A 23,761-nucleotide genomic window follows, 5' to 3' on the forward strand; every position below is an offset into this window, starting at 1 on the left:
GCGGCGGCGCAGTCGGTCACGGAGGTGGCTCCTTCCGTGGCACCGCGGGCGGCCGGTTCCGTGGCTTCCCAGCCGGTCCGGCAGGCGGCGGCGCAGTCGGCCACCAAGCCCGGGCGGCGGGCGGACGGGCCCCCGGCTGCCCGGGTGTCCCCGGACGTGGTTCCGTCGGCGGTCACGCAGCCGGGCCCGCACTCCGCTCTCGGGGCCGCCTCGGCACCGCAGCCGGGCCCGCACTCCGTTCCCGTGGCCGCCTCGGCACCGCAGTCGGGCCCGCACTCCGCTCTCGGGGCCGCCCCGGCACCGCAGTCGGGCCCGCACTCTGTTCCCGGGGCCGCCCCGGCACCGCAGCCGGTGCCGGTTCCGGGATCGCCATCGGCGCGGGCGCCGCAGGCCCCGGCCCCCGCCACCCCCCGCCGAGCCGCCGCCGTCCCCATGTCGGCCACGCTCGCCGCCGACGCCGCGCTGGAGGCGCGGCGGCGGGCGGGGCAGCGGGTGCTGCCGATGACCAGCGGGGAGATCGGGCTGCCCGTGCTGCCGGAGCTGCGGGCCCGGCTGGCCGCGGCGGCCGGGGAGAACGCCTACGGCCCGGTGGCCGGCGGACCCGCGCTGCGCGAGGCCGCCGCCGGCTACTGGCGCCGCCGCGGCCTGGCCACCGACCCCGAGCTGGTGGTGGCCGGCCCGGGCAGCAAGGCGCTGTTGTACGCGCTGCTCCTCGCGGTCGGCGGCGACGCGGTGGTGCCCGTGCCGAGCTGGGTCAGCTACGCGGCCCAGACCCGGCTCGCCGGCGGGCAGCCGCTGCCGGTGCCGATCCTGCCCGGCCAGGGCGGCGTCCCCGATCCGGCCCGGCTGCGCGAGACGGTCCTCGCCGCGCGCGCCGCCGGCCGCGACCCGCGCGCGGTGGTGGTGACGGTGCCGGACAACCCGACCGGCACCGTCGCCCCGGCCGCGACCGTACGGCGGCTGGCCGCGGTCGCCCGCGACCTGGACCTGTTCGTGATCTCCGACGAGATCTACGGCGACCTGGTCCACGACCCGGCCCGGCCCGCCGTCTCCCCGGCGGCCTACGCCCCCGAGCGCACCGTCGTCACCACCGGCCTGACCAAGAACCTCGCGGTCGGCGGCTGGCGCACCGGCGTGGCCCGGCTGCCCGACAGCCCGGCCGGGCGCGAGCTGCGCACCACGCTGCTCTCCGTGGCCAGCCAGATCTGGTCCAGCCCGCCCGCCCCGGTGCAGTCCGCCGCGGCCTACGCCTTCGCCGAGCCCCCGGAGGTCACCGAGCGGATCGCGGCGAGCCGCCGGCTGCACGCCACGGTGGCCCGCGCGGCGGCCGCCCGCTTCACCGAGGCCGGCGCACGCCTGGCCCCGGTCACCGCGACCTGCTACCTCTACGCCGACTTCGAGCCGCTGCGCGCCCGTCTCACCACCGCGCACGGCATCACCGACGGCGCCGGCCTGGTCCGGTTCCTCGTCGAGCGGCACGGCGTCGGCGTGCTGCCCGCGAGCGCCTTCGGCGAACCGGACGGCGCCCTGCGCGTCCGGGCCGCCACCAGCCGCCTGTACGGCGACACCGACGAGCGGCGCACCACCGCCCTGACCGCCCCCGACCCCCTCGCCCTGCCGTGGATCCGCGAGGCGCTGGACCACCTCGGCGACGCCCTGGCCGACCTGACCGGCCCCCGACCCTGAACCCCGCCTGGAGGCTTCCCATGTCCCAGTCCCTGCCGCCCGTGCTCACCGAGGTGGTCCACGAGGACCGCCGCCACGTCACCTTCGGCCTGCCCGAGCCGGGTGAGCCGCAGACCCTGTACCGGGTGGCCGAGGGCGCCCTGGCCGCCGCGTTCCTCGAAACCGACGGCTCCGCCGACGCCGTCCGGGCCGCCGTCACCGAGGGCGCCGAGACGGTCGTCGTCCCGGCCGGCGACCCGGCAGTGCGCCCGCTGGTGCCGCTGCTGCCCGGGGCGTCCGGCGCCGCGCTGCTGAGCGGCTTCATGGGCACCCACAAGAAGAAGTGGAACGGGCAGAGCCAGCCGGAGGACGGCGAGTTCACCCCGCCCAGGTGGTTCTTCAAGGGCTTCGGCGACTGGGCCCGGCTGCCCGGCGAGGACCTGACCGTGCCCGCCCGCCCCCTCGCCCTCATCGAGGAACCGGAGGTCGTGCTCGTCTACGTCAACGACGCCGACGGCACCCCGCACTACGCGGGCTACACCTTCGGCAACGACCTGTGCGACATCGGCCTGCACCGCAAGGACCCCGGCTACAACCCGTACTGCAAGCTGTGCGACACCGCGCTCGCGCCCTGGCTGTTCCTCGGGGCGCCGCCGCGCTCGGCCAACGGCCGCGTCACCATCGTCCGGGACGGCGCGCCGGCCTGGGAGGGCAGCTTCGACTGCGGCGGCGACGCGCTGTACTTCCGGGTCCGCGACATGGCCGAGCACCTGTTCTCCTACCCGGCGGTGCGACGGCCCGGTCTGGTCAACTACGTACTGCTGGGCGCCGACGAGGCCAGCTTCCACGACGGGTTCCGGATCGCCGACGGCGACCGCATCGCCATCGACGTCAAGAGCCACGGCATCGCCTTCGAGAACACCGTGCGCTACGTCTCCCCGGCCCCCGCGGCCGTCCTCCCCGCCGAATGAGCGGCCCTGAGTCCGCGGGCCGCAAGCAGGTGCACCTCGCCGCCCAGCTGCCCGGCATCCACAACGTGACCGTCTGGTCGGACCCGCGCTCGCGCAGCCAGATCGCCTTCGAGTCCTTCCGCCACCTCGCGCGGACCGCCGAACGCGGCCGGTTCGACTTCTTCTTCCTGGCGGAGGGCCTCAGGCTGCGCGAGCACAAGGGGCACCTGTACGACCTGGACGTGGTGGGCCGCCCGGAGAACCTCACCCAGCTCAGTGCCCTGGCCGCGGTCACCGCCCGGCTGGGGCTGGCCGCCACCGTCAACGCCACCTTCAACGAGCCCTACGAGGTGGCGCGCCGGCTGGCCACCCTGGACCACCTCAGCGGCGGGCGCGCCGCCTGGAACGTGGTCACCAGTTTCGACGCGTTCACCGGCGAGAACTTCCGGCGGGGCGGCTTCCTCGCCGAGGCCGACCGGTACTCCCGCGCGGCGGAGTTCCTGGCCACCGCGCGGGAGTTGTGGGACAGCTGGGCCGAGGGGGACGTGCGCGCCGACGCGGCGGCCGGCGCGTTCGTCCGGCCCGGCGCCGGCCGCTTCGCCCACCACGGCGAGCACTTCGGCATCTCCGGCCGCTTCACCACCCCGCGCCCGCCCCAGGGCCATCCGGTGATCATCCAGGCGGGCGACTCGCCGCCGGGCCGGGAGTTCGCCGCCGCCGAGGCCGACGTCGTGTTCAGCAAGTACAACCGGCTCGATGAGGCCCGCGCCTTCTACCGGGACGTCAAGTCCCGGCTGGCCAAGTACGGCCGCACCCCGGACCAGCTGAAGATCCTGCCGACGGCCACCGTGGTGGTCGCCGACAGCGACGCCGAGGCCGCCGCCCTCGCCGACGAGATCTCCCGCGCCCAGGTGAGCCCGCAGACCGCGATCGCGCACCTGGAGGCCGTCTGGGGCCGGGACCTGTCCGGCTACGACCCCGACGGGCCGCTGCCGGACATCGACCCCGAGCCCGACGCGCAGATGCTCAAGGGCCACTCGCTCTTCCGCCGCGACCGCGCCGCGATCGCCCGCGGCTGGCGGGCCCTCGCCGAGGAACGCGGACTGAGCATCCGCGAGCTGGTCATCGAGGTCTCGGGCGGCCAGACCTTCGTCGGCGCCCCGGGCACGGTCGCTGACGCCATCGACCACTTCGTGCAGAGCGACGGCGCCGACGGCTTCGTCCTCGTCCCCCACCTGACCCCCGGCGGCCTGGACGACTTCGTGGACCGGGTGGTGCCGCTGCTCCAGGAGAAGGGCGTCTTCCGGCGCGACTACACCGGCCCGGCCCTGCGCGACCACCTGGGCCTGCCGCCCGGCCCGCGGCGCGCCCCCGCCCCGAAGGAGACCCCGTGACCGCACCCCCGCTGCACCTCGCCGTCGCCCTGGACGCCGCCGGCTGGCACCCGGCGGCCTGGCGCGCCGAGGACGCCCGCCCCGCGGACCTGTTCGGCGCGGACTACTGGGCGGACCTGGTCACCGAGGCCGAGCGCGGCCTGCTGGACTTCGTCACCTTCGAGGACGCGCTCGGTGTGCAGTCGGCCGCCTTCCACCGGCCCGACGACCGCACCGACCAGGTCCGCGGCAGCCTGGACGCGGTGCTGCTCGCGGCCCGGGTGGCGCCCCTGACCTCGCACATCGGCCTGGTGCCGACCGCGAACGTCACCCACACCGAGCCGTTCCACGTCTCCACCGGCATCGCCACCCTCGACCACGCGAGCACCGGCCGGGCGGGCCTGCGCCCGCAGATCGCCTCGCGCGCCGCCGACGCCGCCCACTTCGGCCGCCGTACGACCCCGCAGCTCACCGACGAGGACGTGCGCGACCCGGAGCGGATCGGCCGCCGGCTGAGCCCGCTGTTCGACGAGGCCGCCGACGCGGTGGAGGCCGCCCGGCGGCTGTGGGACAGCTGGGAGGACGACGCCGAGATCCGCGACGTCGCCACCGGCCGTTTCATCGACCGGGACAAGGTGCACCACATCGACTTCGAGGGCCCGTACTTCAGTGTCCGGGGCCCGGCGATCACCCCGCGCCCCCCGCAGGGACAGCCGCCGGTGATGAGCCTCGCGCACGCCTCCGTGCCCTACGAGTTCGCGGCACGCGCCGCCGACGCCGTGTGGATCACCCCGCACGACCGGGCGGGGGCCGCGGCGATCCTCGCCCAGGTGGACACGGCCGTCCGGCGCACCGGGCGGGACACCGCCGCCCGGCCGCTGCTGCGGTTCGCGGAGGTCCTGGTCTTCCTGGACGACGAGCCGGGCGCCGCCGCCCGCCGCAAGGCCCGCCTGGACGACCTGGACGGCGCCGAACTCGGCTCGGACGCCGAGGTGTTCACCGGCACCCCCGGCGAACTCGCCGACCTGCTGCTGGACTGGCGCGAGGCCGGGCTGGACGGCTTCCGGCTGCGCCCCGGCACGCTGCCGCACGACCTCGTCCGCATCACCCGCGGCCTGGTGCCGGAGCTCCAGCGGCGCGGCGCGTTCCGCACGGCCTACGACGCGACGACCCTGCGCGGCCACCTGCGCCTGCCCCGCCCCGCGAGCCGCTACGCGCGGACCGGCTGAACCGCGGAGACACCGCGAAGCCTCCGCCGTCGCGGCGGAGGCTCCTGCGGTCCGCGGGGCTCAGGCCTCGTCGTCCTCGTCGGCCGCGTCCTCCTCGGCCTGCTTCGCCCGCACCTCGGGGTCCAGCCCGGCCGGGCCGGTGCCGTCCACGGAGGTGAGCAGGGGTGAGTCGGCGGGCACCTCCGTCGCGGCGGGCGGCTCGACCAGCCAGTCGGGGTTCGCCTGCTTGTCCCACCACTTCCAGGCCGCGAAGGCACCGCCCGCCAGGACGGTCAGCACCGCGCACACCTTCACGGTCCGGCCGGTGCGGGAGCGCCGCTGCTGACGCCGGACCAGCTTCTGCACGTCCTGGGCCGAGACCTGCCCGCGCAGCGCGGCCAGCGCGGCGGCACCGCGCGCGGCGGCCTCGTCGCGCACGGGCGCGGTGGCGGCCACCGCCTGTTCGATCTTCGGACGGGAGTACAGGGCGGCCTGCCGGGCCGCCTTGCGGGTGCGCAGGGCGGCCTCCTGGGCGGCGAGGTCGACCTTCGGCGGCACATGGGTGAGCGCCTGTTCCAGGCGGGGGGCGAGCCGGGCGTCGTACTGCACGCGGGCCTGCTCCGCGGCCTGCGACACCACGGGCGCCAGCCGCACGCGTGCCTCCTGCGCGTAGTGCGCGGCACGCTCCTTGGCGGTGTCGGCGTAGGGCGCCACCGCTTCCGCGGCGTGCAGCACGCTGTCCTTCGCCGAGCCGGTCGCGGCGCGCACGCTGTCAATGCGGGTCACGGGTTCCTCCTCCTCGGTGGCGTACGGTATTTCGACTTTCCACCCTTTTACGGATCATGCCTCCCGGCGGCCTTCGCGGCACGCGCGGGCGGGCATATGGGTGCCGACCGCTTCCTGCGGCCCGGTCCGGGCGGTGGCCGCCGGGCGTCGGGCGGGCGGGAGCGTGGAAGGATCGGAGCACCGCGGCGGAACGACGACGGAAGGCGGACCGTGGCCGAGCAGCTCTACGCCACCCTGAAGACCACCCTCGGCGACATCGAGGTCCGGCTCCTCCCGCTGTACGCGCCCGTCACGGTCAGGAACTTCGTGGAGCTGGCGCGCGGCGAACGCGAGTGGACCCACCCCGGCACCGGCGTGCGCAGCAGGGACCGGCTCTACGACGGCACGCTCTTCCACGCGGTGATCGACGGCTTCATGATCCAGGGCGGCGATCCCCTGGGCAACGGCCTCGGCGGCCCCGGTTACGGCTTCGAGGACGAGTGCCACCCCGACCTGGCCTTCGACAGGCCGTACCTGATGGCGATGGCCAGCGCCGGCCCGGGCACCAACGGCTCGCAGTTCTTCATCACCGTCACCCCGAGCACCTGGCTGAACGGCAAGCGCACCGTCTTCGGCGAGGTCAGCACCCCGGCCGGGCGCAAGGTCGTGGACGCCATCGCCCGCGTGCCGACGGGACGCAACGACCGGCCGCTGACCGATGTCGTCCTGCACACGGTGCTGGTCGAGACCCGCGAGGAGTGAGCGGCGCCCGCCTCCCGGATCCGCCGGCGCGGGGAACCGGAGAGCACGCTCGTCCGTAAGGATGAAGGGAGGCAGGATAGTGCCGTCAGGCACGGACGCGACGAGCAAGGGGATCTGATGGAGCAGGCCGCAGGGAGCGCGCAGGACGCCCGCAGCGCGCCCGGGTGCTACCGGCACCCGGACCGCGAGACCGGCGTGCACTGCACCCGCTGTGAACGGCCCATCTGCCCGGAGTGCATGGTCAGCGCCTCGGTCGGCTTCCAGTGCCCGGACTGCGTCCGCGGCGGCACCGGCGGGGGCCCCGCCCCGCAGGCATCCCGGCCGCGCACGCTCGCCGGCGGCGCGGTCACGGCGGACCCCCGGCTGCTCACCAAGATCCTGATCGGGATCAACCTCGCGATGTTCGTCGCGATCAAGGCCGATCCCTCGTTCCTGTACGACGTCGTGCTCTACGGCGGCTTGCCGACGAAGCCCTTCACACCGACCTCGGGCGTGGCCGGCGGCGAGTGGTACCGGTTCGTGTCGTCGATGTTCGCGCACGAGGACTACTGGCACATCGGCTTCAACCTGCTCAGCCTGTGGTGGGTCGGCGGCCCGCTGGAGGCGGCCCTCGGCCGGGCCCGCTATCTGGCGGTGTTCTTCGTCTCCGGACTGGCCGGCGGTGCGCTCGCCTATCTGCTCACGCCGCCCGATGCCGCCGTGCTCGGCGTCTCGGGCGCGCTGTACGGCCTCTTCGGCGCCACCGCCGTGCTGATGCGCCGGCTCAACTACGACATGCGGCCGGTCGTCGCGCTGCTGGTGATCAACCTGCTCTTCACCTTCAACGGGTCCCTGCACATCTCCTGGCAGGCGCACATCGGCGGACTGGTCGCCGGGGTCTTCACCGGGTACGCGATGGTGCACGCCCCGCGCGAGCGGCGCGCGCTGGTGCAGTACGGCACCTGTGCGGTCGTCCTCGCCCTGGCCCTGGCGCTCGCGCTGATCAGGACCGCCCAGCTCACCTGACCGGGCCGGGGAACACACTGTTCCCGAACCGTTGTCCACAGCAGGTGCCCGATCTTGTGCACACGGTGCGGACACAGCTGTGCCCCCTGTCGCTCGGATGTGTTTCCGCAGGTCGGACAGGGGGCGAACGAGTGTCTGAGCAGGGTGGTACCAGTCACACCGGCGTCAACACCCGACAAGTTATCCACAGATCGTCGTTCTTTTTCCCCACTGTGGACAACGCTGTGGATAACTCAGGGGACAAACCCTGGGCAGAGCCGTGCGCGGAGCTACTTCCACTGCGTGGAGACACCGAACCCGGCGGCGATGAAGCCGAAGCCGACCACGATGTTCCAGTTGTCCAGGCTGTCGACGGGCAGCGAGCCGTCCGTCACATAGAAGACGACGATCCAGGCCAGGCCGATCAGGAACATGGCCAGCATGACCGGTGCGACCCAGGCCCGATTGGTCAGCCTGATCGCCTGCGCCTGCTTCGCCGGCGGCGGCGTGAAGTCGGCCTTCTTGCGGATACGTGACTTCGGCACGAGGGTCTCTCCTGTCGATGCGCTGCGTGGCCGCGCAGGGAACTGGGTCGGGGCTCGGGGCAGCGTACAAGGGGCCAACATGACGACTCTGTGTGCTCCCCCGGGCGTCCGTTAGCGTAGTGCTTCCGTGGCGCCGAAGGAGATAAGGGTACGTTGAGCAATTCTGCCGACTCCCCCGGGACGGGAGCAACGGGCACCGGACCCGCCCGCGGGCCGCGCCTGCGCCCGGTGCGGATCCTCACCGCGGCCGTCTTCGCCCTCGCCGGGCTGATCTTCTTCACCAGCTTCGACACGGCCAAGGGCACCGACATCCGCCAGGACGCCTCCCTGCTGAAGCTGTCCGACCTGATCCAGCAGCGCAGCCGCAAGAACAAGGGGCTGGACGAGTCCAACGCGACCCTGCGCGACAGCGTGGAGTCGCTGGCCGAGAGCGACGACGGCAGCACCAAGGCGGAGGACGAGAAGCTCAGCGGGCTGGAGCAGAGCGCGGGCACCCACGAACTGACCGGCAAGGCCGTCACCGTCACCCTGAACGACGCCCCGCCCGACGCCACCGCCAAACTCCCCGGCTACCCCGAGCCGCAGCCCGACTATCTGGTCATCCACCAGCAGGACCTCCAGGCCGTGGTGAACGCGCTGTGGCAGGGCGGCGCCAAGGGCATCAGGGTCATGGACCAGCGGCTGATCTCCACCAGCGCGGTGCGCTGCGTCGGCAACACCCTGATCCTCCAGGGCCGCGTCTACTCACCCCCGTACAAGATCACGGCGGTCGGCGACCCGGACCGGCTCAAGCAGGCCCTCGCGGACAGCAGGGCGATCCAGACCTACATGGTCTACGTCAACGTCTACGGCCTCGGCTGGAACGTCACCGACGACGGCACGGTGACGCTTCCCGGCTACACCGGCACCGTGGACCTGCACTACGCGAAGCCGGTGGGATAGCCCGTGGAGTCAGGCCGGCCGGAGGCCCCGCGCCGCTAGTCTGGTGACGTACGGCGTGGGTCTGGTGCCGTAGGGGATACGGAAGGGACGGCATGTACGGCTGGATCTGGCGGCATCTGCCGGGGAACGCGTGGGTGAAGGCACTCGTCTCGCTCGTACTGGTCCTTGCCGTGGTCTACGTCCTCTTCCAGTACGTCTTCCCCTGGGCCGAGCCACTGCTGCCCTTCAACGATGTGACGGTGGACAACCAGTGAGTGCGCGGATTCTCGTCGTCGACAACTACGACAGCTTCGTCTTCAACCTCGTGCAGTACCTGTACCAGCTGGGCGCCGAGTGCGAGGTGCTGCGCAACGACGAGGTGACGGTCTCGCACGCCCAGGACGGCTTCGACGGCGTGCTGCTCTCCCCCGGCCCCGGGACACCGGAGCAGGCCGGCGTGTGCGTGGACATGGTCCGGCACTGCGCGGCCACCGGCGTGCCCGTCTTCGGGGTGTGCCTCGGCATGCAGTCGATGCAGGTGGCCTACGGCGGCGTGGTCGACCGGGCGCCCGAGCTGCTGCACGGCAAGACCTCGCTGGTCGAGCACGAGGGCAAGGGCGTCTTCGCCGGTCTGCCCACCCCCTTCACGGCGACCCGCTACCACTCCCTGGCCGCCGAACCGGCCACGGTTCCGGCCGAGCTGGAGGTGACCGCCCGCACCGAGGACGGCATCATCATGGGCCTGCGGCACCGGGAACACCGCGTCGAGGGCGTGCAGTTCCACCCCGAGTCGGTGCTGACCGAGCACGGCCACCGGATGCTGGCCAACTGGCTGGCGGAGTGCGGCGACCACGAGGCCGTGGCACGGTCGGCGGGGCTCGCCCCGGTGGTGGGCAGGGCCACGGCGTGACCGCGCTGCGCCCCGAGCGCGAGGACTTGTCCGGCGGCGAGAGCCCCGACGAGCCCTCCACCGGTGCGCGACCGCCCGCTCCCCCGACGGGCCCCCGGCCGGCGTCATCACCCGGACAGACCAGCGAGATCAGCGAGATCAGGGAGTCCAGGAAGACAGGGGAGCCGCAGGGGACCCCGCAGCCCGCGTCGACCACGCACCCGCGGCACGCGGCACCCCGCCGCCCCCCCGAGGACCCCCGGACGACCCGACTGCCCCGGATCACGGACGACCCCGTGACGACCCGGCTGCCCCGGGTCGTGGAGGACCCCTTGACGACCCGGCTGCCTCGGGTGGTGGACGGACCTTCAGCCGCTCGTGCGTCCCGGGGGCCGGGTGAGTTCCGGGCGGCCCCGGTGCCCCCTGCCGTGGATGGGTCTCCGGTCGCTCGTCCGCCCCGGGTCTCGGACGACCCTTTGACGACCCGGCTGCCCCGGGTGGTGGACGGACCTTCAGCCGCTCGTGCGTCCCGGGCGCCGGGTGAGTTCCGGGCGGCGCCGATGCCCCCTGCCGTGGATGGGTCTCCGGTCGCTCGTCCGCCCCGGGTCTCGGACGACCCTTTGACGACCCGGCTGCCCCGGGTGGTGGACGGGTCTTCGGCCGCTCGTGCGTCCCGGGGGCCGGGTGAGTTCCGGGCGGCGCCGATGCCCCCTGCCGTGGATGGGCCTCCGGTCGCTCGTCCGCCCCGGGTCTCGGACGACCCTTTGACGACTCGGCTGCCCCGGGTGGTGGACGGGTCTTCAGCCGCTGGTCCGTCCCGGGCGGCCCCGGTGCCCCCGGTCGTCGATGAGTCTCCGGGCGCTCGTCCGCCCCGGGTCTCGGACGACCCTTCCACGACCCGGTTGCCCCGGGTGGTGGACGGACCTCGGGCTACGCCGGTGCGCCGGGTCACGGAAGGACCTCGGACGGCGCCGATGCCCCGGGTCACGGACGAGCCGCCGACGGCGCCGATGCCCCGGGTCTCGGACGAGCCCCGTACCGGGCGGCCGTTCCGGGCCGAGGGCGATTCGGCGATGGCCCCTTTGCCGTCCGTCGATGACGACGAGACGATGGCGCTGCGGGTGGTGCCCGGGCGGCCGGGCGGGCCCGTGGGGGGCTCTGGGGCCTCTTCCGTCACCGGGGCCGCCCCTGCCCCGCCCGGCGGCCGGGCGGCCCGTAGGAAGGCCGCCAAGCGGCGCGGCGGGCGCCGGACGGCCGCGGCGCCCCCCGCGGTGCGCGATCCGCAGCGTCCCCTGACCCGGGTGGAGGCCCGGCGCCAGGCCCGGCTGCGCAAGCCGGGCCCGGCGACCCTGGCGAGCCGGGCCATAGGCGAACTGTTCATCACCACCGGCGTGCTGATGCTGCTGTTCGTCACCTACCAGCTGTGGTGGACCAACGTCCGCGCGCACATGCAGGCCGGCAGCGCCACGCACCGGCTCCAGGACGACTGGGCCAGCGGCCGGCGCAGCCCGGGCGTCTTCGAGCCGGGCCAGGGCTTCGCCATCCTGCACATCCCCAAGCTGGACGTGGTCGCGCCCATCGCGGAGGGCACCAGCAACAAGAAGGTGCTCGACAAGGGCATGGTCGGGCACTACGGCGAGGCCCCGCTGAAGACGGCGATGCCCCAGGACAGGACCGGCAACTTCGGTCTCGCGGCGCACCGCAACACGCACGGCGAGCCGTTCCGGTACATCAACCGGCTCACCCCGGGCGACCCGGTCGTGGTCGAGACGCAGGACACCTATTTCGTGTACGAGGTCACCTCGACGCTCCCGGTGACCTCGCCGTCCAACGTCAGCGTGCTGGACCCCGTGCCGCCGGGCTCCGGCTTCACCCGGCCCGGCCGCTACATCACCCTCACCACGTGCACGCCGGAGTTCACCAGCAAGTACCGCCTGATCGTCTGGGGCAAGATGGTCCAGGAACGCCCGCGCAGCAAGGGCAAACCGGACGCGCTCATCGAATAGGGCTCACCGAGCAAGGGCAGAGGAACTGTGGCAGCGACCGCCGACGAGACCGAAGAGACCACGGGCGCGCCCGAACCGGACCCGGCCCCGCGCCGCAGGCGCCCCGGCCGGATCGCGCTCGCGGTCAGCGTCTTCGGGGAACTCCTCATCACGGCGGGCGTGCTGCTCGGCCTGTTCGTCGTCTACTCGCTGTGGTGGACGAACGTGATAGCGGACCGCAAGGCGGACCGGAAGGCCGACCAGGTGCGCGAGCACTGGGCCCAGGAGAAGGACTCGGGACCGGGAGCCCTCGACACCGGCGACGGCATCGGCTTCCTGCACGTGCCGGCGATGCGCAACGGCGAGGTGCTGGTCGAGAAGGGCACGGGCACGGACGTCCTCAACGACGGCGTGGCCGGTTACTACACGAAGCCGGTCAAGGCGACGCTGCCCACCTCCGGCAAGGAGGGCAACTTCACCGTCGCCGCCCACCGGGACGGCCACGGCGCGAAGTTCCACAACATCGACAAGCTGGCGAAGGGCGACCCGATCGTCTTCGAGACCCGGGACGACTGGTACGTCTACAAGGTCTACTCGATCCTCCCCGAGACCTCGAAGTACAACGTCGAGGTCCTCTCCCCGGTGCCCAAGGAATCCGGCCGGAAGAAGCCCGGCCACTACATCACCCTGACGACCTGCACCCCGGTCTACACCTCCCGCCACCGCTACGTGGTCTGGGGCGAACTGGTCCGTGTGCAGAAGGTCGACAGCGAGCGCACCCCGCCGGCGGAACTGCGCTGACACCGGCCCGGAACGGCGTTGGCCCCGCCGGGACGTCCCGGCGGGGCCACACGGAGGCGTCAGGCGTCAGCCGCCCATGCCGCCGAAGAAGTCCATCTCGCCGCCGCCGTTGTCGTTGTCGCCGTTGTTGTTCCCGTTGCCGTTGCCGTGGTCCCGGCCGAACGACACCGTGGTCAGCGTGATCGTCGTGCCGTTCGGGTCGGCCTGGCTGTTGGCCTGCGGGTCCTGCTGGGCCACGAACGCGTTGTCGTCGTCGGGGCTGCCGTTCGCGAACTGGATGTTGTTGAAACCGGCCTGCTGGAGCAGTTTCCTGGCGTCCTTCACCCGCTGGCCGACGACGTTCGGCACGGCCGACTGCTGCTGCTGGGCCTTGCCGACGTTGATCACCACGTTGGTGTTCTTGACGACCTGCTGGCCCGCCGTCGGGTTGGTGTTCTGCACCTTCCCGTCCTGCGCGGGATCGCTGACCGGGGTCTCGGTGCAGCTCGGCACCAGCCCCTGGGCCTGGAGCGCGGCCTTCGCCTCGTCGCACGACTTGCCGGTGACATCGGGAACCGCGATCTTCTCCTCGGGCTTGGCGACCGTGAGGGTGATCGTGGTGCCCTTCTCCTTGCTGACGCCGGGCTCCGGGTCCTGGGTGATGACGACCCCCGGCGTACGGTCCGACACCTCGAACTTCCTGTCGACCTCGAAACCCTTGTCCTTCAGCTGGGTCTCCGCCTGGTCGAACTGGGCCCCGCGCACGTCCGGCACCTGGACCTTGGGCGCGCCCGTGGAGATCACCAGGTTGACCGTGGTGTTCTTCTCGACCTTCAGGCCCTGCTCGGGATCCTGGGAACACACATTGCCCGTGGCCTGGTCCTCGCAGGGCTTCTTGCTGACCGCCACCTTGAGGTCGACGTTCGCGGCCATCTTCTCGGCCGTCTTCTGCGGCTGGCCCACGAACGACGGCACGGGCACCTTGCCGTCGTCCGAGTTCTTGTGGGTGAACGCGTACTTGCCGATCAGGATCGCGCCGACCAGCACCAGCAGGCCCGCGACGACCAGCAGGACCGTGCCGGTGCCGGACTTCTTTTTCTGCTGGCGGCGGCGGTCCGGACGGTCGTCGTAGCCGTAGCCGCCGTCGTCGGGGGTCATCGGCGGCAGCACGGTGGTCGCGCCCGCGTCCGCGCGCAGCGCGGTCGTCGCCTGCTCCTCGGGGTAGCCGCCGTAGCCCACCGCGCCCAGCGCGGCCGTGGCCGCGACCGGCTGGCCGTCCAGGCAGGCCTCGATGTCGGCGCGCATCTCGTCGGCCGACTGGTAGCGGTAGTTCGGGTCCTTGACCAGCGCCTTGAGGACGATCGCGTCCATCTCGGGCGTGATCTCGGGGTCGAAGACCGACGGGGGCTGGGGCTCCTCGCGCACGTGCTGGTAGGCCACGGCCACCGGGGAGTCGCCCACGAACGGCGGCCGTACCGTCAGCAGTTCGTAGAGCAGGCAGCCGGTCGAGTACAGGTCCGAGCGGGCGTCGACCTGCTCGCCCTTGGCCTGCTCCGGGGAGAGGTACTGGGCGGTGCCGATGACCGCGGCCGTCTGGGTCATGGTCATGCCGGCGTCGCCCATGGCGCGGGCGATGCCGAAGTCCATCACCTTGACCTGGCCGCCCCGGGTCAGCATGACGTTGGCCGGCTTGATGTCCCGGTGGACGATGCCGCTGCGGTGCGCGTACTCCAGGCCCTGGAGGATGCCGATGGTCATCTCCATCGCCCGCTCGGGCAGCAGCTTGCGGCCGGAGTGCAGCAGCTCACGCAGCGTGGAACCGTCGACGTACTCCATCACGATGTACGGGATGGAGACCCCGTCGATGTAGTCCTCGCCCGTGTCGTAGACCGCGACGATCGCGGGATGGTTGAGCGAGGCGGCCGACTGGGCCTCCCGGCGGAACCGGGCCTGGAAGGACGGGTCGCGCGCGAGGTCCGCGCGCAGCGTCTTCACCGCCACGGTGCGGCCGAGCCGGGTGTCGTGCGCGAGGTAGACCTCGGCCATGCCACCGCGGCCGAGCACCTGGCCCAGCTCGTACCGGCCGCCGAGGCGACGCGGCTCTTCCATAGCTACCTACCAGCCCTCTCCGTCGGTCTCGGCCGCGCCCCTGTGCGCGGCCGGAGGCGCTGCCGTCCGGGCCTACCGTACCCGGCTCGCTCTGTGTGACCTGGCCAAGCCCGTAACCCGATACAGGACCGGTATCGCAACGTGCGGCGATGTGAAATGCGTGTGAGGGGTGTCACTTCCGGGGCCGGGGTCGGTCACTTCTTGGCGTTGACGACCGCCTTCATGACGTTCCTCGCGATCGGCGCGGCCAGGCCGCCACCGGAGATGTCGTCGCGGTTGGCGCTCTCGTCCTCGATCACCACGGCCACCGCCACCGGCGAGCTGCCGTCGGGCAGCTTGGCGTAGGAGATGAACCACGCGTACGGGTTCTCGCTGTTCTCCACGCCGTGCTGGGCGGTACCCGTCTTGCCGCCGACCGTGACGCCGTCGATCTTCGCGTTCGTGCCGGTGCCCTTCTCGACCACCGTCTGCATCATGTCCTGGAGGATCTGCGCGTTCTTCGGCGACAGCGGCCGGCTCAGCTCCTCCGGCTCGGTCTTGGCGACCGGGTCCAGGTTGGAGGACTGCAGCTCGTCGACCATGTACGGCTTCATCAGCCTGCCGTCGTTGGCGACCGCCGAGGCCACCATCGCCATCTGCAGCGGGGTGGCGGCGGTGTTGTACTGGCCGATGGACGACAGCGCGGTCTGCGACTTGTTCATGTCGTCGGAGAACACCGAGGCGGTCGCGCGCACCGGCGTGAACTGCTCGGAGTCGAAGCCGAACTTTTTCGCCTCCTCCAGCATCTTGTCGTTGCCGAGGTCGGAGCCGATCTTGCCGAAGACGGTGTTGCAGGAGAACTGGAGCGCGACCCGCATGGTCGCGTTCTCGCAGGGGATGTTGCCCTCGTTCTTCAGCTCGGTCGTGGTGCCCGGCATGGTCCACGGCAGCGGCGAGTCGGTCCGCTCGTCGGCCGAGGTGTACTTGCCGTTCTCCAGCGCCGCGGCGGCCGTGACCACCTTGAAGGTCGAGCCCGGCGGGTACGTCTCGCGCAGCGCCCGGTTCAGCATCGGGTCGTTCGGGTTGTACTTCTTCTGGAGCTTCTTCCAGGCCGCCGCGTCGTCGTTCGTGTTGCCCGCGAAGGACGAGGGGTCGTACGACGGGTAGGAGGCCAGCGCCAGGATCTTGCCCGTGGAGGGCTCCAGCGCGACCACCGCGCCCTTGCCGCCCTGCTTCTTCAGACCCTCGAACGCGGCCTTCTGCGCGCCGGCGTTCAGCGTGGTGACGACGTTGCCGCCCTGCTGCTCCTTGCCGGTGATCATGTCCAGGGTCTTGCGGAAGAACAGCCGGTCGTCGTCGCCGGTCAGGATGCCGTCCTCGATGGACTCCAGCTGGGTGGCGCCGAAGGCCTGCGAGGCGTAACCGGTGACCGGCGCCCACATGGCGCCGTTCTTGTACGTCCGCTTGTACTTCAGGTCGTTCACACCGCTCTTGCTCGTCTCGGCGGACCCGGTGATCGGGTCGCCGCCGACGAGGATGTCGCCGCGCGGGGTGGCGTAGCGGGCGATGGTGACACGACGGTTCTTCGGGTCGTCCTTGAGGCTGTCGGCCTTGACGTACTGGAGGTAGTTGTCCCGCAGCAGCAGGGTCAGCACGAGCAGACCGCAGAAGATCGCGATGCGGCGCAGGGGCTTGTTCATGACGGGCGGACCACCTGGGTCATCTCGGCGTCGGGGTTGCTCGCGGGGGCGGGCGCCGGGCGGCGGGCGGTGTCGCTGATCCGGATCAGGATGCCGATCAGCGCCCAGTTGGCCAGCACGGACGAACCACCGTACGCGAGGAACGGCATGGTCATACCGGTCAGCGGGATGAGCCCCATGACACCGCCGGCCACCACGAAGACCTGGAGGGCGAAGGCGCCGGACAGGCCGATGGCGAGCAGCTTGCCGAACGGGTCGCGGGCGGCGAGGGCGGTGCGCACGCCGCGCTCCACGATCAGACCGTAGATCAGCAGGATCGCCATGATGCCGGCCAGGCCCAGCTCCTCGCCGAAGGTGGCGAGGATGAAGTCGGAGTTGGCGGCGAACCGGATCAGGTCGGAGTGGCCCTGGCCCCAGCCGGAGCCGAGGGTTCCGCCGGAGCCGAAGGCCCACAGGGCCTGCATGGCCTGCTCGGAGTGGAGGACGCCGTCGTGGGCCCCGGTCCGGCTGAGGGTGTACTCCCTCATCGGGTCGAGCCAGGCCTTCACACGGGTCTGGATGTGCGGTTCGAAGCTCGCCACGCCCACGGCGCCGGCCGCGGACATCAGCAGACCGAAGACGATCCAGCTGGTCCGCTCGGTGGCGACGTACAGCATGATGACGAACATCCCGAAGAACAGCAGCGAGGTGCCGAGGTCCGTCTCGAAGACCAGGATGAGGATCGAGATCGCCCAGACGACCAGGATCGGGCCGAGGTCGCGGCCGCGCGGCAGGTACAGGCCCATGAAGCGGCGGCTGGCGAGGGCCAGGGCGTCGCGCTTCACCATCAGGTAGCCGGCGAAGAACACGGCGAGGACGATCTTCGCGAACTCGCCGGGCTGGAGGGAACCCAGACCGGGGATCCGGATCCAGATCTTCGCGCCGTAGATGTTGGCCCCGAGACCCGGCACCAGCGGCAGGATGAGCAGCACCAGGGCGCTGAACATGGAGATGTACGTGTAGCGCTGGAGGACGCGGTGGTCCTTCAGGAAGATCAGCACCACGACGAACAGCGCGATGCCCAGCGCGGTGTACAGCAGCTGCCGGGGTGCGGCCGTGACGAAGTTGGGCAGCGACTGGAGCAGCTTGGACTGGTCCAGCCGCCAGATGCACACCAGCCCCAGCCCGTTGAGCAGGGTGGCCAGCGGCAGCAGCAGCGGGTCGGCGTACGGGGCGAACTTCCGTACGGCGAGGTGGGCGACGCCGGCCAGCAGCCCGAGGCCCAGGCCGTAGCTGAGCAGCCCGGACGGGACCTGGTCGCTGATGGCCAGGCCCACGTTGGCGTAGGCGAACACCGGGATGGCCACGGCGAAGACCAGCAGGGCCAGCTCGGTGTTGCGGCGGCTCGGCGCGCCGATGGCGCCGATCGTGGACGTGTGATGCGTCGGCGAATTCGTAGAACTGCTCATCGTGTGACGGGGCCTCTCACGGCTTGCCTACTGCTTACCGCACAGCGAGACGACCTTCTGCTCATCCTCCGAGAGAGTGGGGCCGGGGCTGGGGGTCGCGGACGGGGTCGTGGACGGAGACTTCGAAGGAGACGCCGGGGTCGTCCTCGAGGCCGTCGGGTTCGGGGTCGGGGTGGCCTTCGTGACGAGGGAGACCTGGGCCACGGCGACGACCGGCGGGACGGAGTCCTCCGGGAACGCGGCGTGCGTGCCCGTACCGGCGGTGGTGCCGGTGCCGGTGCCGCCGGTCCCCGTGGTGCCGGTGCCGGAGGTGCCGCCGGTGGCCTTGCCGCCGTCGGCGGGCTTGCCCTTGTCGTTCTTCGCGTCGCGCGCGGCCTCGTCCGCGGCCTTGCGCTCGGCCTGCTTCCGGCAGGCGGAGGCCTGCACGGCCAGCTCCTCGACCTTCGTCCGGGCCGCCTGGAGGCCGCCCTCCGCGATCGTGGCCTTCACCTGCTTCTGCTGGTACGGCGGCAGGTACTTGAGTTCGATCTCGGGGTGGTCCCTCTCCACCTTCGACAGCGACACCCAGGCCAGGTCCTGGCTGATCCCGCGGTACAGCGCGACGTGCTCGTCCTTGGCGCCGATGTAGTACTGCGTCTGCGTCCAGCGGTAGCCGCCGTACAGTCCGCCGCCCACGACGGCGAGGGCGAGGGCGCCGTACAGGGACGTCTTGAGCCATCTGCGCTGCTTGCGCGGCTTGGAGAAGTCGTCGTCGGCGTACTCGCCGAAGCCGCCGCCCTGCTGGTAACCGGTGTCACCGGAGCCGGGCGGTCCGAACTCGCCGCCGCCGTGGCCCTGCCGGCCCAGATGGGCGGCGCGGCCGGCCGGGGTCTGCATGATGCCGTTGTCGTGCGGGTGGTGCTGGTTCTCGGCGACCGCGCCGACCACCACCGGCTGGTCGGACAGCTGACCGGCGAGGGTGTCGCCCTGGTCCAGGTCCAGCACGTCGGCGACGATGACCGTGATGTTGTCCGGGCCGCCGCCGCGCAGCGCGAGCTGGATCAGCTCCTGCACGGTCTCCTCGGGGCCCTGGTAGCTGGCGAGGGTCTCCTCCATCGTCTGGTGGGAGACCACGCCGGACAGTCCGTCGGAACAGATCAGATAGCGGTCGCCGGCGCGGACCTCGCGGATGGAGAGGTCGGGCTCGACGTGCTCGCTGCTGCCGAGGGCGCGCATCAGCAGGGAGCGCTGCGGGTGGGTGGTGGCCTCTTCCTCGGTGATCCGGCCCTCGTCGACGAGCCGCTGCACCCAGGTGTGGTCCTGGGTGATCTGGGTGAGGACGCCATCGCGCAGCAGATAGGCGCGCGAGTCGCCGACGTGCACCAGACCGAGCCGCCGGCCGGTCCACAGCAGGGCGGTGAGGGTGGTGCCCATGCCCTCCAGCTGCGGGTCCTCCTGGACCATGGCGCGCAGCTGGTCGTTGGCGCGCTGCACGGCGGTGCCGAGCGAGGTGAGGAGGTCGGAGCCGGGCACGTCGTCGTCGAGCGGGACGATGGTGGAGATCACCTCGGAGGAGGCGACCTCGCCGGCCGCCTGGCCGCCCATGCCGTCGGCGATCGCCAGCAGGCGCGGGCCGGCGTACCCGGAGTCCTCGTTGTGCCCGCGGATCATGCCCTCGTGCGATCCGGCGGCGAAGCGCAGTGACAGACTCATGCGCACCTCGCCCGTCGGCTCCGACTGCAGCCGGTCGTGTCGAGCCACACTGCCCACCCTCCGGTCGGGAGCGCGCCGGAGACCGGGTGGCGGCCTGCCGCGGCGTGCTCGCTCCGCTCGCGCTTATTCATGACGTAGCACTACTTCCGCAGCTCGATGGCGGTCTTGCCGATGCGGATCGGCGCGCCCAGCGGGATCGGTGTGGGGGTCGTCAGCCGGGACCGGTCCAGGTACGTGCCGTTGGTGGAACCGAGGTCCTCGATGATCCACTGGCCGTTCTGGTCCGGGTAGATCCTGGCATGGCGGCTGGAGGCGTAGTCGTCGTCCAGCACGATCGTGGAGTCGTGCGCCCGGCCCAGGGTGATGGTCTGGCCCTGCAGCGCGACGGTGGTGCCGGTCAGTGTGCCCTCGGTCACGACCAGCTTGGTCGGGGCGTTGCGGCCGCGCCGGCCGCCGCCCTGCTGGCCGCGCTGTTGCGGCGGTGCGGCCTGCTGCCGGGCCTGTTGCCGGGTCTGCTGCCGTCCGGACTGCTGCGGCCGGGCCGCCTCCCTACGCGATCCGCGCTGGGTGACGCGCGTACCGAACAGGTCGCTCCGGATGACCTGCACGGCCACGATCACGAACAGCCACAGTACGGCCAGGAAACCCAGCCGCATGACCGTGAGGGTCAGCTCTGACATTGCCCCCGCTTCACCCTTCGGCTTGCCTATAGATAACGGTGGTGCTGCCCACGACGATCCGCGAGCCGTCGCGGAGCGTAGCGCGGGTGGTGTGCTGCCCGTCCACCACGATGCCGTTGGTGGAGCCGAGATCCTGGATCGTCGAGGGCGTTCCGGTCCGGATCTCGCAGTGCCGGCGGGAGACGCCGGGGTCGTCGATCCGCACATCGGCGTCGGTGCTGCGGCCCAGCACCAGCGTCGGGCGGGAGATCTGGTGGCGGGTGCCGTTGATCTCGATCCAGTAGCGGGTGCGCGCGCCGCTCATCGGGGCCGCGGCGGGCCGCTGGGTGGCGGGCTGCGGATAGCCGTACCCCCCGGGCCGGGCGCCGGGCGGCGGCGTCGACGGCATCGGGGGCGCCCCGGCGGGCGGGGCGGCCGGCGGGTAGCCGTACCCGCCGGGGGTGCCCGCCGCGGGGCGGCCGGGCGCCGGGGCGGGCGGCGCCTGCGGGTCCTGCTGGCTGCTGGAGGAGGCGAGGGTGCGCGAGCGCACCCGGTACAGGCCGGTGTCCAGGTCTTCGGCCTTCTCCAGATTGACCTTGATCGGGCCCATGAAGGTGTAGCGCTGCTGCTTGGCGTAGTCGCGCACCATCCCGGCCAGCTCGTCGCCGAGCTGCCCGGAGTAGGGGCTGAGGCGCTCGTAGTCCGGCGCGCTCAGCTCCACGATGAAGTCGTTGGGCACGACGGTGCGGTCCCGGTTCCAGATCGTGGCGTTGTTGTCGCACTCCCGCTGGAGCGCTCCGGCGATCTCCACGGGCTGGACCTCGGACTTGAAGACCTTGGCGAAGGTGCCGTTCACCAGACCTTCGAGACGCTGCTCGAACTTCTTCAGGACTCCCATGGGGCACCTCCTCCGTCCCTGCCGTCGTCTTGCCTTGCTGTGTGCCGCTGCCTTGCCGGGGTACTGCTGGGTACTGCTTACTGATCGTATCTACGCGCCCGCCAATCAGCCGGTTCCCCCAGCGGCTCCCCTTCGAACTCCTGGTGCGTGTCCTGCTGCCCCTGGATCGTAGAGGCGGGCGAAGACCAGTGTCCCGCACCCGGCTGTGCACCCGGCCCGCCTTCCGGGGAGACGGCCGGGACCGGTACGAGGTTGATACGTGAACCGTGTCTCTCTGAGACGGACGGGCACGGGCGGTGCACGTGGGGAGGCGCGGGGGAGGCGCGGGCGGGGCGCCGTGGGGTTGCGCGGGGGAGGCGCGGGGGAGGCGCGGGGGAGGCGCGCACCACCGCCGTCGGTGACGGGGAGGGCCCGGGCGGGGTCGCCGGGGGCGGCGGGAAGGGATGTGAATCCACCCTGGACGACGTGCTAATGTTCTCGATGTCGGAAGGGGCCAGCCCGAAAGGGAAGGAACCGGAAGACACACCCAATGCGCGGGTGGCGGAATAGGCAGACGCGCTGGATTCAGGTTCCAGTGCCCGCAAGGGCGTGGGGGTTCAACTCCCCCCTCGCGCACAACCCGGAAGTGGCCGGTCTCGATTACGAGACCGGCCCTTCTGCTTTTCCGGCGCGAGGCTTCCGGGCGTTGGTGCTGTGGGGCTCCTTTGGGGCTGCGGGGGTCTCCTTTGTGCCGCCGGAGCCTTTGTGAGGAAGCTCTCAGGAGCAGCCGGGGCCCGGGCGGAGCCCGCCGAGCTGGGCCAGGGCCCGGTCGAAGAGGGCCGGGAGGCCGGGCTCGCCGTTCTGTTCCGCCCAGTACAGAAGGGTCTCGGTGACCACCGCGGCGAGGACGGCAGCGGTCACCCTCACCTCGTACGCGTCAGGGGCCCCTCCCGCGCGCCGGGCGAGCAGCGCCGCCGTGTGCGCGACCTGCGCCTCCTGCCGCTGCCACATCCGCCCGCGCAGGGACGGCACCCGCGCGGCCAGCCCGAGCCGCGCCAGCGTGGTGTCCGGGTCCGGGCCGAGACGCCGGGCGAGCAGGTCGTGGAGCGTGGCCCGCACCGCGTCGTCCGCCGGCGGCTCCGGCGGGCCGGGCACGGCGGGAGGCTCCTCCGCGAGCGGGCCGGGGTCGTCCGTGAGGACCACGTCCTCCTTCGTCGGGAAGTATCGGAAGAACGTGCTCGGTGAGATGTCGGCCGCGACGCATATCTGTTCGACAGTGGTGTTGTCGTATCCCTGCTCCACGAAGAGACGGAGGGCTTCCTGCCGGAGCAGGCGCCGGGTCTTGGCCTTCTTCCGCTCCCGCAGGCCGGGCCGGGTGGTCATGGGCCTACCCCTTCCTGACGCATGAGGCCGACGCCATTGTCCCACCGCCTGCTCACCGCGGTTCCTAGCCGTTCCCGCTGGTCAGCGCGATGAGGAAAGCGGTTTCCGGGTCCTTTCGGCCGGCGCGGACCCTGGGCAGCGCGAGCAGCGGGGCCAGGGCCCGGCACCAGTCCCGTACCCGGTCGGGGGACTGGCCGGGGACCAGCTCCGCCAGCTTCCGGACCCGCTCCTCGAGCGCGGCCGCGTCCGCGACCCCGTCCAGGGCCCAGTCGACGGCGTCGAAGTCCGGGTCGCCCCAGGCCGGCCGCGGATCGATCGCCACCATGCGGGCACCGGGGCCGGACAGCACGTTGGCCGGATGCAGATCACCGTGTACGAGGCCGACGGGCCCGGTGGCGGCGAGTCCGAGGGCCGCCTCCCGGGCCCGGTCCAGTGCCCCCGGAGGGAAGGGGGCGGCCGGGACCGCCGCCCGCGTGCGGTCCGCCAGGTCGAACAGGAAGCCGATCCGGTGGGACAGGGGCCCCAGCACCGAGTGCTCACCCCGCGCGGGCGGGCCGGCCCGCAGCTCCCGCAGCAGCGCCGCCGCGCCGGACAGCTCCCAGGAGAGCTGTCGTACGGGCACTCCCGGCTCCACGTCCTCCAGCAGCAGGGCCCCCAGGCCGGGGTCTTCCGCCAGCAGTCCGACGACCGACGGCCTGCCCGCCCACGCCCGCAGCGCCTCGGCCTCCTCACGGGCGATCGCCGGCTCGGGCGTGAGTTTCAGCCATACCGAGGCGCCCGTGGGCCGCTCCACACACCGGAACACCCGTGAGGTGCCTCCCCCGCCCGCCGCCACGACCGCCAGGTCCCAGCGGGCGGTCAGCTCACCGACCAGACCGGGCAGCCGGTCGCACCAGGCGAGCACCGCGGGCCCGAACCGCACCACCAGCCGGTCCCGGGCCTCCGGTGTGACCAGGTCCCTCACCGCGCCCCCAAGATCGTCCGGTGCCGACCAGCCTACGGTTCGCCGGCCGCCGGGGGCTCAGGTATTCCGGCCGGCGGTTGTACCGTCTCCCCGAGTCGATGGTCGTACCGACGTCTGTTCGAA

The 23,761-nt window shown here is 72.3% G+C and carries 21 protein-coding genes and 1 tRNA gene; 12 read left to right on the forward strand and 10 right to left on the reverse strand.

All coding sequences use genetic code 11. The features are described from left to right. Positions 1 to 432: 432 nt before the first annotated feature. From AB0E62_RS03820 to AB0E62_RS03835, 4 genes are read left to right on the forward strand one after another with little or no spacing between them, the layout of a single operon-like run. Positions 433 to 1,686 carry a pyridoxal phosphate-dependent aminotransferase gene (locus tag AB0E62_RS03820; RefSeq protein ID WP_362187542.1) on the forward strand — a complete coding sequence of 418 codons (1,254 nt, stop codon included), beginning with the start codon at positions 433 to 435 and terminating at the stop codon, positions 1,684 to 1,686. A 20-nt stretch (positions 1,687 to 1,706) separates the two neighbouring features. Further along, complete coding sequence (locus AB0E62_RS03825) at positions 1,707 to 2,636, forward strand: fumarylacetoacetate (FAA) hydrolase (protein ID WP_362187545.1); 930 nt, start codon at positions 1,707 to 1,709, stop codon at positions 2,634 to 2,636. Next, the gene (locus tag AB0E62_RS03830; RefSeq protein WP_362187548.1) at positions 2,633 to 4,009 is read left to right on the forward strand and encodes an NtaA/DmoA family FMN-dependent monooxygenase; all 1,377 of its coding nucleotides are present in this window, start codon (positions 2,633 to 2,635) and stop codon (positions 4,007 to 4,009) included. Before AB0E62_RS03825 ends, AB0E62_RS03830 begins: the two co-directional genes overlap by 4 nt. Continuing rightward, the gene (locus AB0E62_RS03835; RefSeq protein ID WP_362187551.1) at positions 4,006 to 5,217 is read left to right on the forward strand and encodes an LLM class flavin-dependent oxidoreductase; all 1,212 of its coding nucleotides are present in this window, start codon (positions 4,006 to 4,008) and stop codon (positions 5,215 to 5,217) included. Before AB0E62_RS03830 ends, AB0E62_RS03835 begins: the two co-directional genes overlap by 4 nt. A gap of 60 nt (positions 5,218 to 5,277) precedes the next feature. On the opposite strand, the gene AB0E62_RS03840 is transcribed toward AB0E62_RS03835, so the two are convergent. Continuing rightward, the gene (locus tag AB0E62_RS03840; protein ID WP_362187554.1) at positions 5,278 to 5,982 is read right to left on the reverse strand and encodes a DUF5324 family protein; all 705 of its coding nucleotides are present in this window, start codon (positions 5,980 to 5,982) and stop codon (positions 5,278 to 5,280) included. A gap of 210 nt (positions 5,983 to 6,192) precedes the next feature. Here AB0E62_RS03840 and AB0E62_RS03845 point away from each other — a divergent pair, with 210 nt between their 5' ends. Both AB0E62_RS03845 and AB0E62_RS03850 read left to right on the forward strand, forming a co-directional pair. Further along, entirely contained in the window at positions 6,193 to 6,723 is a 531-nt protein-coding gene (locus tag AB0E62_RS03845) for a peptidylprolyl isomerase (RefSeq protein ID WP_362187557.1), read from the forward strand. A 117-nt stretch (positions 6,724 to 6,840) separates the two neighbouring features. Next, positions 6,841 to 7,728, forward strand: coding sequence for a rhomboid family intramembrane serine protease (locus AB0E62_RS03850; RefSeq protein WP_362187560.1), 888 nt, complete (start codon positions 6,841 to 6,843; stop codon positions 7,726 to 7,728). A gap of 269 nt (positions 7,729 to 7,997) precedes the next feature. Here the strand turns inward: AB0E62_RS03850 and crgA are convergent, their stop codons facing one another. Beyond that, positions 7,998 to 8,252: a cell division protein CrgA gene (crgA, locus tag AB0E62_RS03855; RefSeq protein ID WP_030609281.1), complete on the reverse strand. Its 255-nt coding sequence runs from the start codon at positions 8,250 to 8,252 to the stop codon at positions 7,998 to 8,000. A 153-nt stretch (positions 8,253 to 8,405) separates the two neighbouring features. Between crgA and AB0E62_RS03860 the strand changes: the two genes are divergently transcribed. From AB0E62_RS03860 to AB0E62_RS03880, 5 genes are all read left to right on the forward strand, one after another. Then, positions 8,406 to 9,194 carry a DUF881 domain-containing protein gene (locus AB0E62_RS03860; RefSeq protein ID WP_362187563.1) on the forward strand — a complete coding sequence of 263 codons (789 nt, stop codon included), beginning with the start codon at positions 8,406 to 8,408 and terminating at the stop codon, positions 9,192 to 9,194. A 92-nt stretch (positions 9,195 to 9,286) separates the two neighbouring features. Then, positions 9,287 to 9,448, forward strand: a complete 162-nt coding sequence (locus AB0E62_RS03865) for a hypothetical protein (protein ID WP_190016099.1) — start codon at positions 9,287 to 9,289, stop codon at positions 9,446 to 9,448. Beyond that, on the forward strand, positions 9,445 to 10,083 hold the full coding sequence (locus AB0E62_RS03870) for an aminodeoxychorismate/anthranilate synthase component II (protein ID WP_362187566.1): 639 nt from the start codon (positions 9,445 to 9,447) through the stop codon (positions 10,081 to 10,083). Before AB0E62_RS03865 ends, AB0E62_RS03870 begins: the two co-directional genes overlap by 4 nt. Before the next feature lie 683 nt (positions 10,084 to 10,766). Next, positions 10,767 to 12,068: a class E sortase gene (locus AB0E62_RS03875; protein WP_362187569.1), complete on the forward strand. Its 1,302-nt coding sequence runs from the start codon at positions 10,767 to 10,769 to the stop codon at positions 12,066 to 12,068. Positions 12,069 to 12,095: 27 nt separating this feature from the next. Continuing rightward, positions 12,096 to 12,848 carry a class E sortase gene (locus AB0E62_RS03880; protein WP_362187572.1) on the forward strand — a complete coding sequence of 251 codons (753 nt, stop codon included), beginning with the start codon at positions 12,096 to 12,098 and terminating at the stop codon, positions 12,846 to 12,848. A 66-nt stretch (positions 12,849 to 12,914) separates the two neighbouring features. Here AB0E62_RS03880 and pknB read toward each other — a convergent pair whose 3' ends face one another. From pknB to AB0E62_RS03910, 6 genes are all read right to left on the reverse strand, one after another. Beyond that, the gene (pknB, locus tag AB0E62_RS03885) at positions 12,915 to 14,936 is read right to left on the reverse strand and encodes a Stk1 family PASTA domain-containing Ser/Thr kinase (RefSeq protein ID WP_362187575.1); all 2,022 of its coding nucleotides are present in this window, start codon (positions 14,934 to 14,936) and stop codon (positions 12,915 to 12,917) included. A 194-nt stretch (positions 14,937 to 15,130) separates the two neighbouring features. Then, positions 15,131 to 16,615, reverse strand: a complete 1,485-nt coding sequence (locus AB0E62_RS03890) for a penicillin-binding protein 2 (protein ID WP_362187578.1) — start codon at positions 16,613 to 16,615, stop codon at positions 15,131 to 15,133. Beyond that, complete coding sequence (locus tag AB0E62_RS03895; RefSeq protein WP_362187581.1) at positions 16,612 to 18,063, reverse strand: FtsW/RodA/SpoVE family cell cycle protein; 1,452 nt, start codon at positions 18,061 to 18,063, stop codon at positions 16,612 to 16,614. The genes AB0E62_RS03890 and AB0E62_RS03895 overlap by 4 nt, the downstream gene beginning before the upstream one ends. A 27-nt stretch (positions 18,064 to 18,090) precedes the next feature. Further along, positions 18,091 to 19,755: a Stp1/IreP family PP2C-type Ser/Thr phosphatase gene (locus AB0E62_RS03900; protein WP_362187583.1), complete on the reverse strand. Its 1,665-nt coding sequence runs from the start codon at positions 19,753 to 19,755 to the stop codon at positions 18,091 to 18,093. A 140-nt stretch (positions 19,756 to 19,895) separates the two neighbouring features. Further along, complete coding sequence (locus AB0E62_RS03905; protein WP_362187586.1) at positions 19,896 to 20,435, reverse strand: FHA domain-containing protein; 540 nt, start codon at positions 20,433 to 20,435, stop codon at positions 19,896 to 19,898. 10 nt (positions 20,436 to 20,445) lie between these two features. Beyond that, the gene (locus AB0E62_RS03910; RefSeq protein WP_362187588.1) at positions 20,446 to 21,312 is read right to left on the reverse strand and encodes a DUF3662 and FHA domain-containing protein; all 867 of its coding nucleotides are present in this window, start codon (positions 21,310 to 21,312) and stop codon (positions 20,446 to 20,448) included. A 531-nt stretch (positions 21,313 to 21,843) separates the two neighbouring features. On the opposite strand from AB0E62_RS03910, the gene AB0E62_RS03915 reads away from it, so the two are divergent. Then, positions 21,844 to 21,927, forward strand: a tRNA-Leu gene (locus tag AB0E62_RS03915). Positions 21,928 to 22,068: 141 nt separating this feature from the next. Here AB0E62_RS03915 and AB0E62_RS03920 read toward each other — a convergent pair. Then, entirely contained in the window at positions 22,069 to 22,674 is a 606-nt protein-coding gene (locus AB0E62_RS03920) for a TetR family transcriptional regulator (protein WP_362187591.1), read from the reverse strand. Positions 22,675 to 22,738: 64 nt separating this feature from the next. After that, the gene (locus AB0E62_RS03925) at positions 22,739 to 23,638 is read right to left on the reverse strand and encodes an aminoglycoside phosphotransferase family protein (RefSeq protein ID WP_362187594.1); all 900 of its coding nucleotides are present in this window, start codon (positions 23,636 to 23,638) and stop codon (positions 22,739 to 22,741) included. Positions 23,639 to 23,761: the final 123 nt, after the last annotated feature.

Origin of the sequence: Streptomyces sp. NPDC038707, from assembly GCF_040636485.1 — a bacterium.
Classification (GTDB): domain Bacteria; phylum Actinomycetota; class Actinomycetes; order Streptomycetales; family Streptomycetaceae; genus Streptomyces.

Bases quoted from the DNA above. Each gene is read 5' to 3' on its own strand.
- AB0E62_RS03900 (WP_362187583.1), bottom strand. From the start codon at position 19,755: ATGAGTCTGTCACTGCGCTTCGCCGCCGGATCGCACGAGGGCATGATC.
- AB0E62_RS03825 (WP_362187545.1), top strand. From the start codon at position 1,707: ATGTCCCAGTCCCTGCCGCCCGTGCTCACCGAGGTGGTCCACGAGGAC.
- pknB (WP_362187575.1), bottom strand. From the start codon at position 14,936: ATGGAAGAGCCGCGTCGCCTCGGCGGCCGGTACGAGCTGGGCCAGGTG.
- AB0E62_RS03910 (WP_362187588.1), bottom strand. From the start codon at position 21,312: ATGGGAGTCCTGAAGAAGTTCGAGCAGCGTCTCGAAGGTCTGGTGAAC.
- AB0E62_RS03890 (WP_362187578.1), bottom strand. From the start codon at position 16,615: ATGAACAAGCCCCTGCGCCGCATCGCGATCTTCTGCGGTCTGCTCGTG.
- AB0E62_RS03895 (WP_362187581.1), bottom strand. From the start codon at position 18,063: ATGAGCAGTTCTACGAATTCGCCGACGCATCACACGTCCACGATCGGC.
- AB0E62_RS03875 (WP_362187569.1), top strand. From the start codon at position 10,767: ATGCCCCCTGCCGTGGATGGGCCTCCGGTCGCTCGTCCGCCCCGGGTC.
- AB0E62_RS03865 (WP_190016099.1), top strand. From the start codon at position 9,287: ATGTACGGCTGGATCTGGCGGCATCTGCCGGGGAACGCGTGGGTGAAG.
- AB0E62_RS03820 (WP_362187542.1), top strand. From the start codon at position 433: ATGTCGGCCACGCTCGCCGCCGACGCCGCGCTGGAGGCGCGGCGGCGG.
- AB0E62_RS03905 (WP_362187586.1), bottom strand. From the start codon at position 20,435: ATGTCAGAGCTGACCCTCACGGTCATGCGGCTGGGTTTCCTGGCCGTA.
- AB0E62_RS03850 (WP_362187560.1), top strand. From the start codon at position 6,841: ATGGAGCAGGCCGCAGGGAGCGCGCAGGACGCCCGCAGCGCGCCCGGG.
- AB0E62_RS03920 (WP_362187591.1), bottom strand. From the start codon at position 22,674: ATGACCACCCGGCCCGGCCTGCGGGAGCGGAAGAAGGCCAAGACCCGG.
- AB0E62_RS03830 (WP_362187548.1), top strand. From the start codon at position 2,633: ATGAGCGGCCCTGAGTCCGCGGGCCGCAAGCAGGTGCACCTCGCCGCC.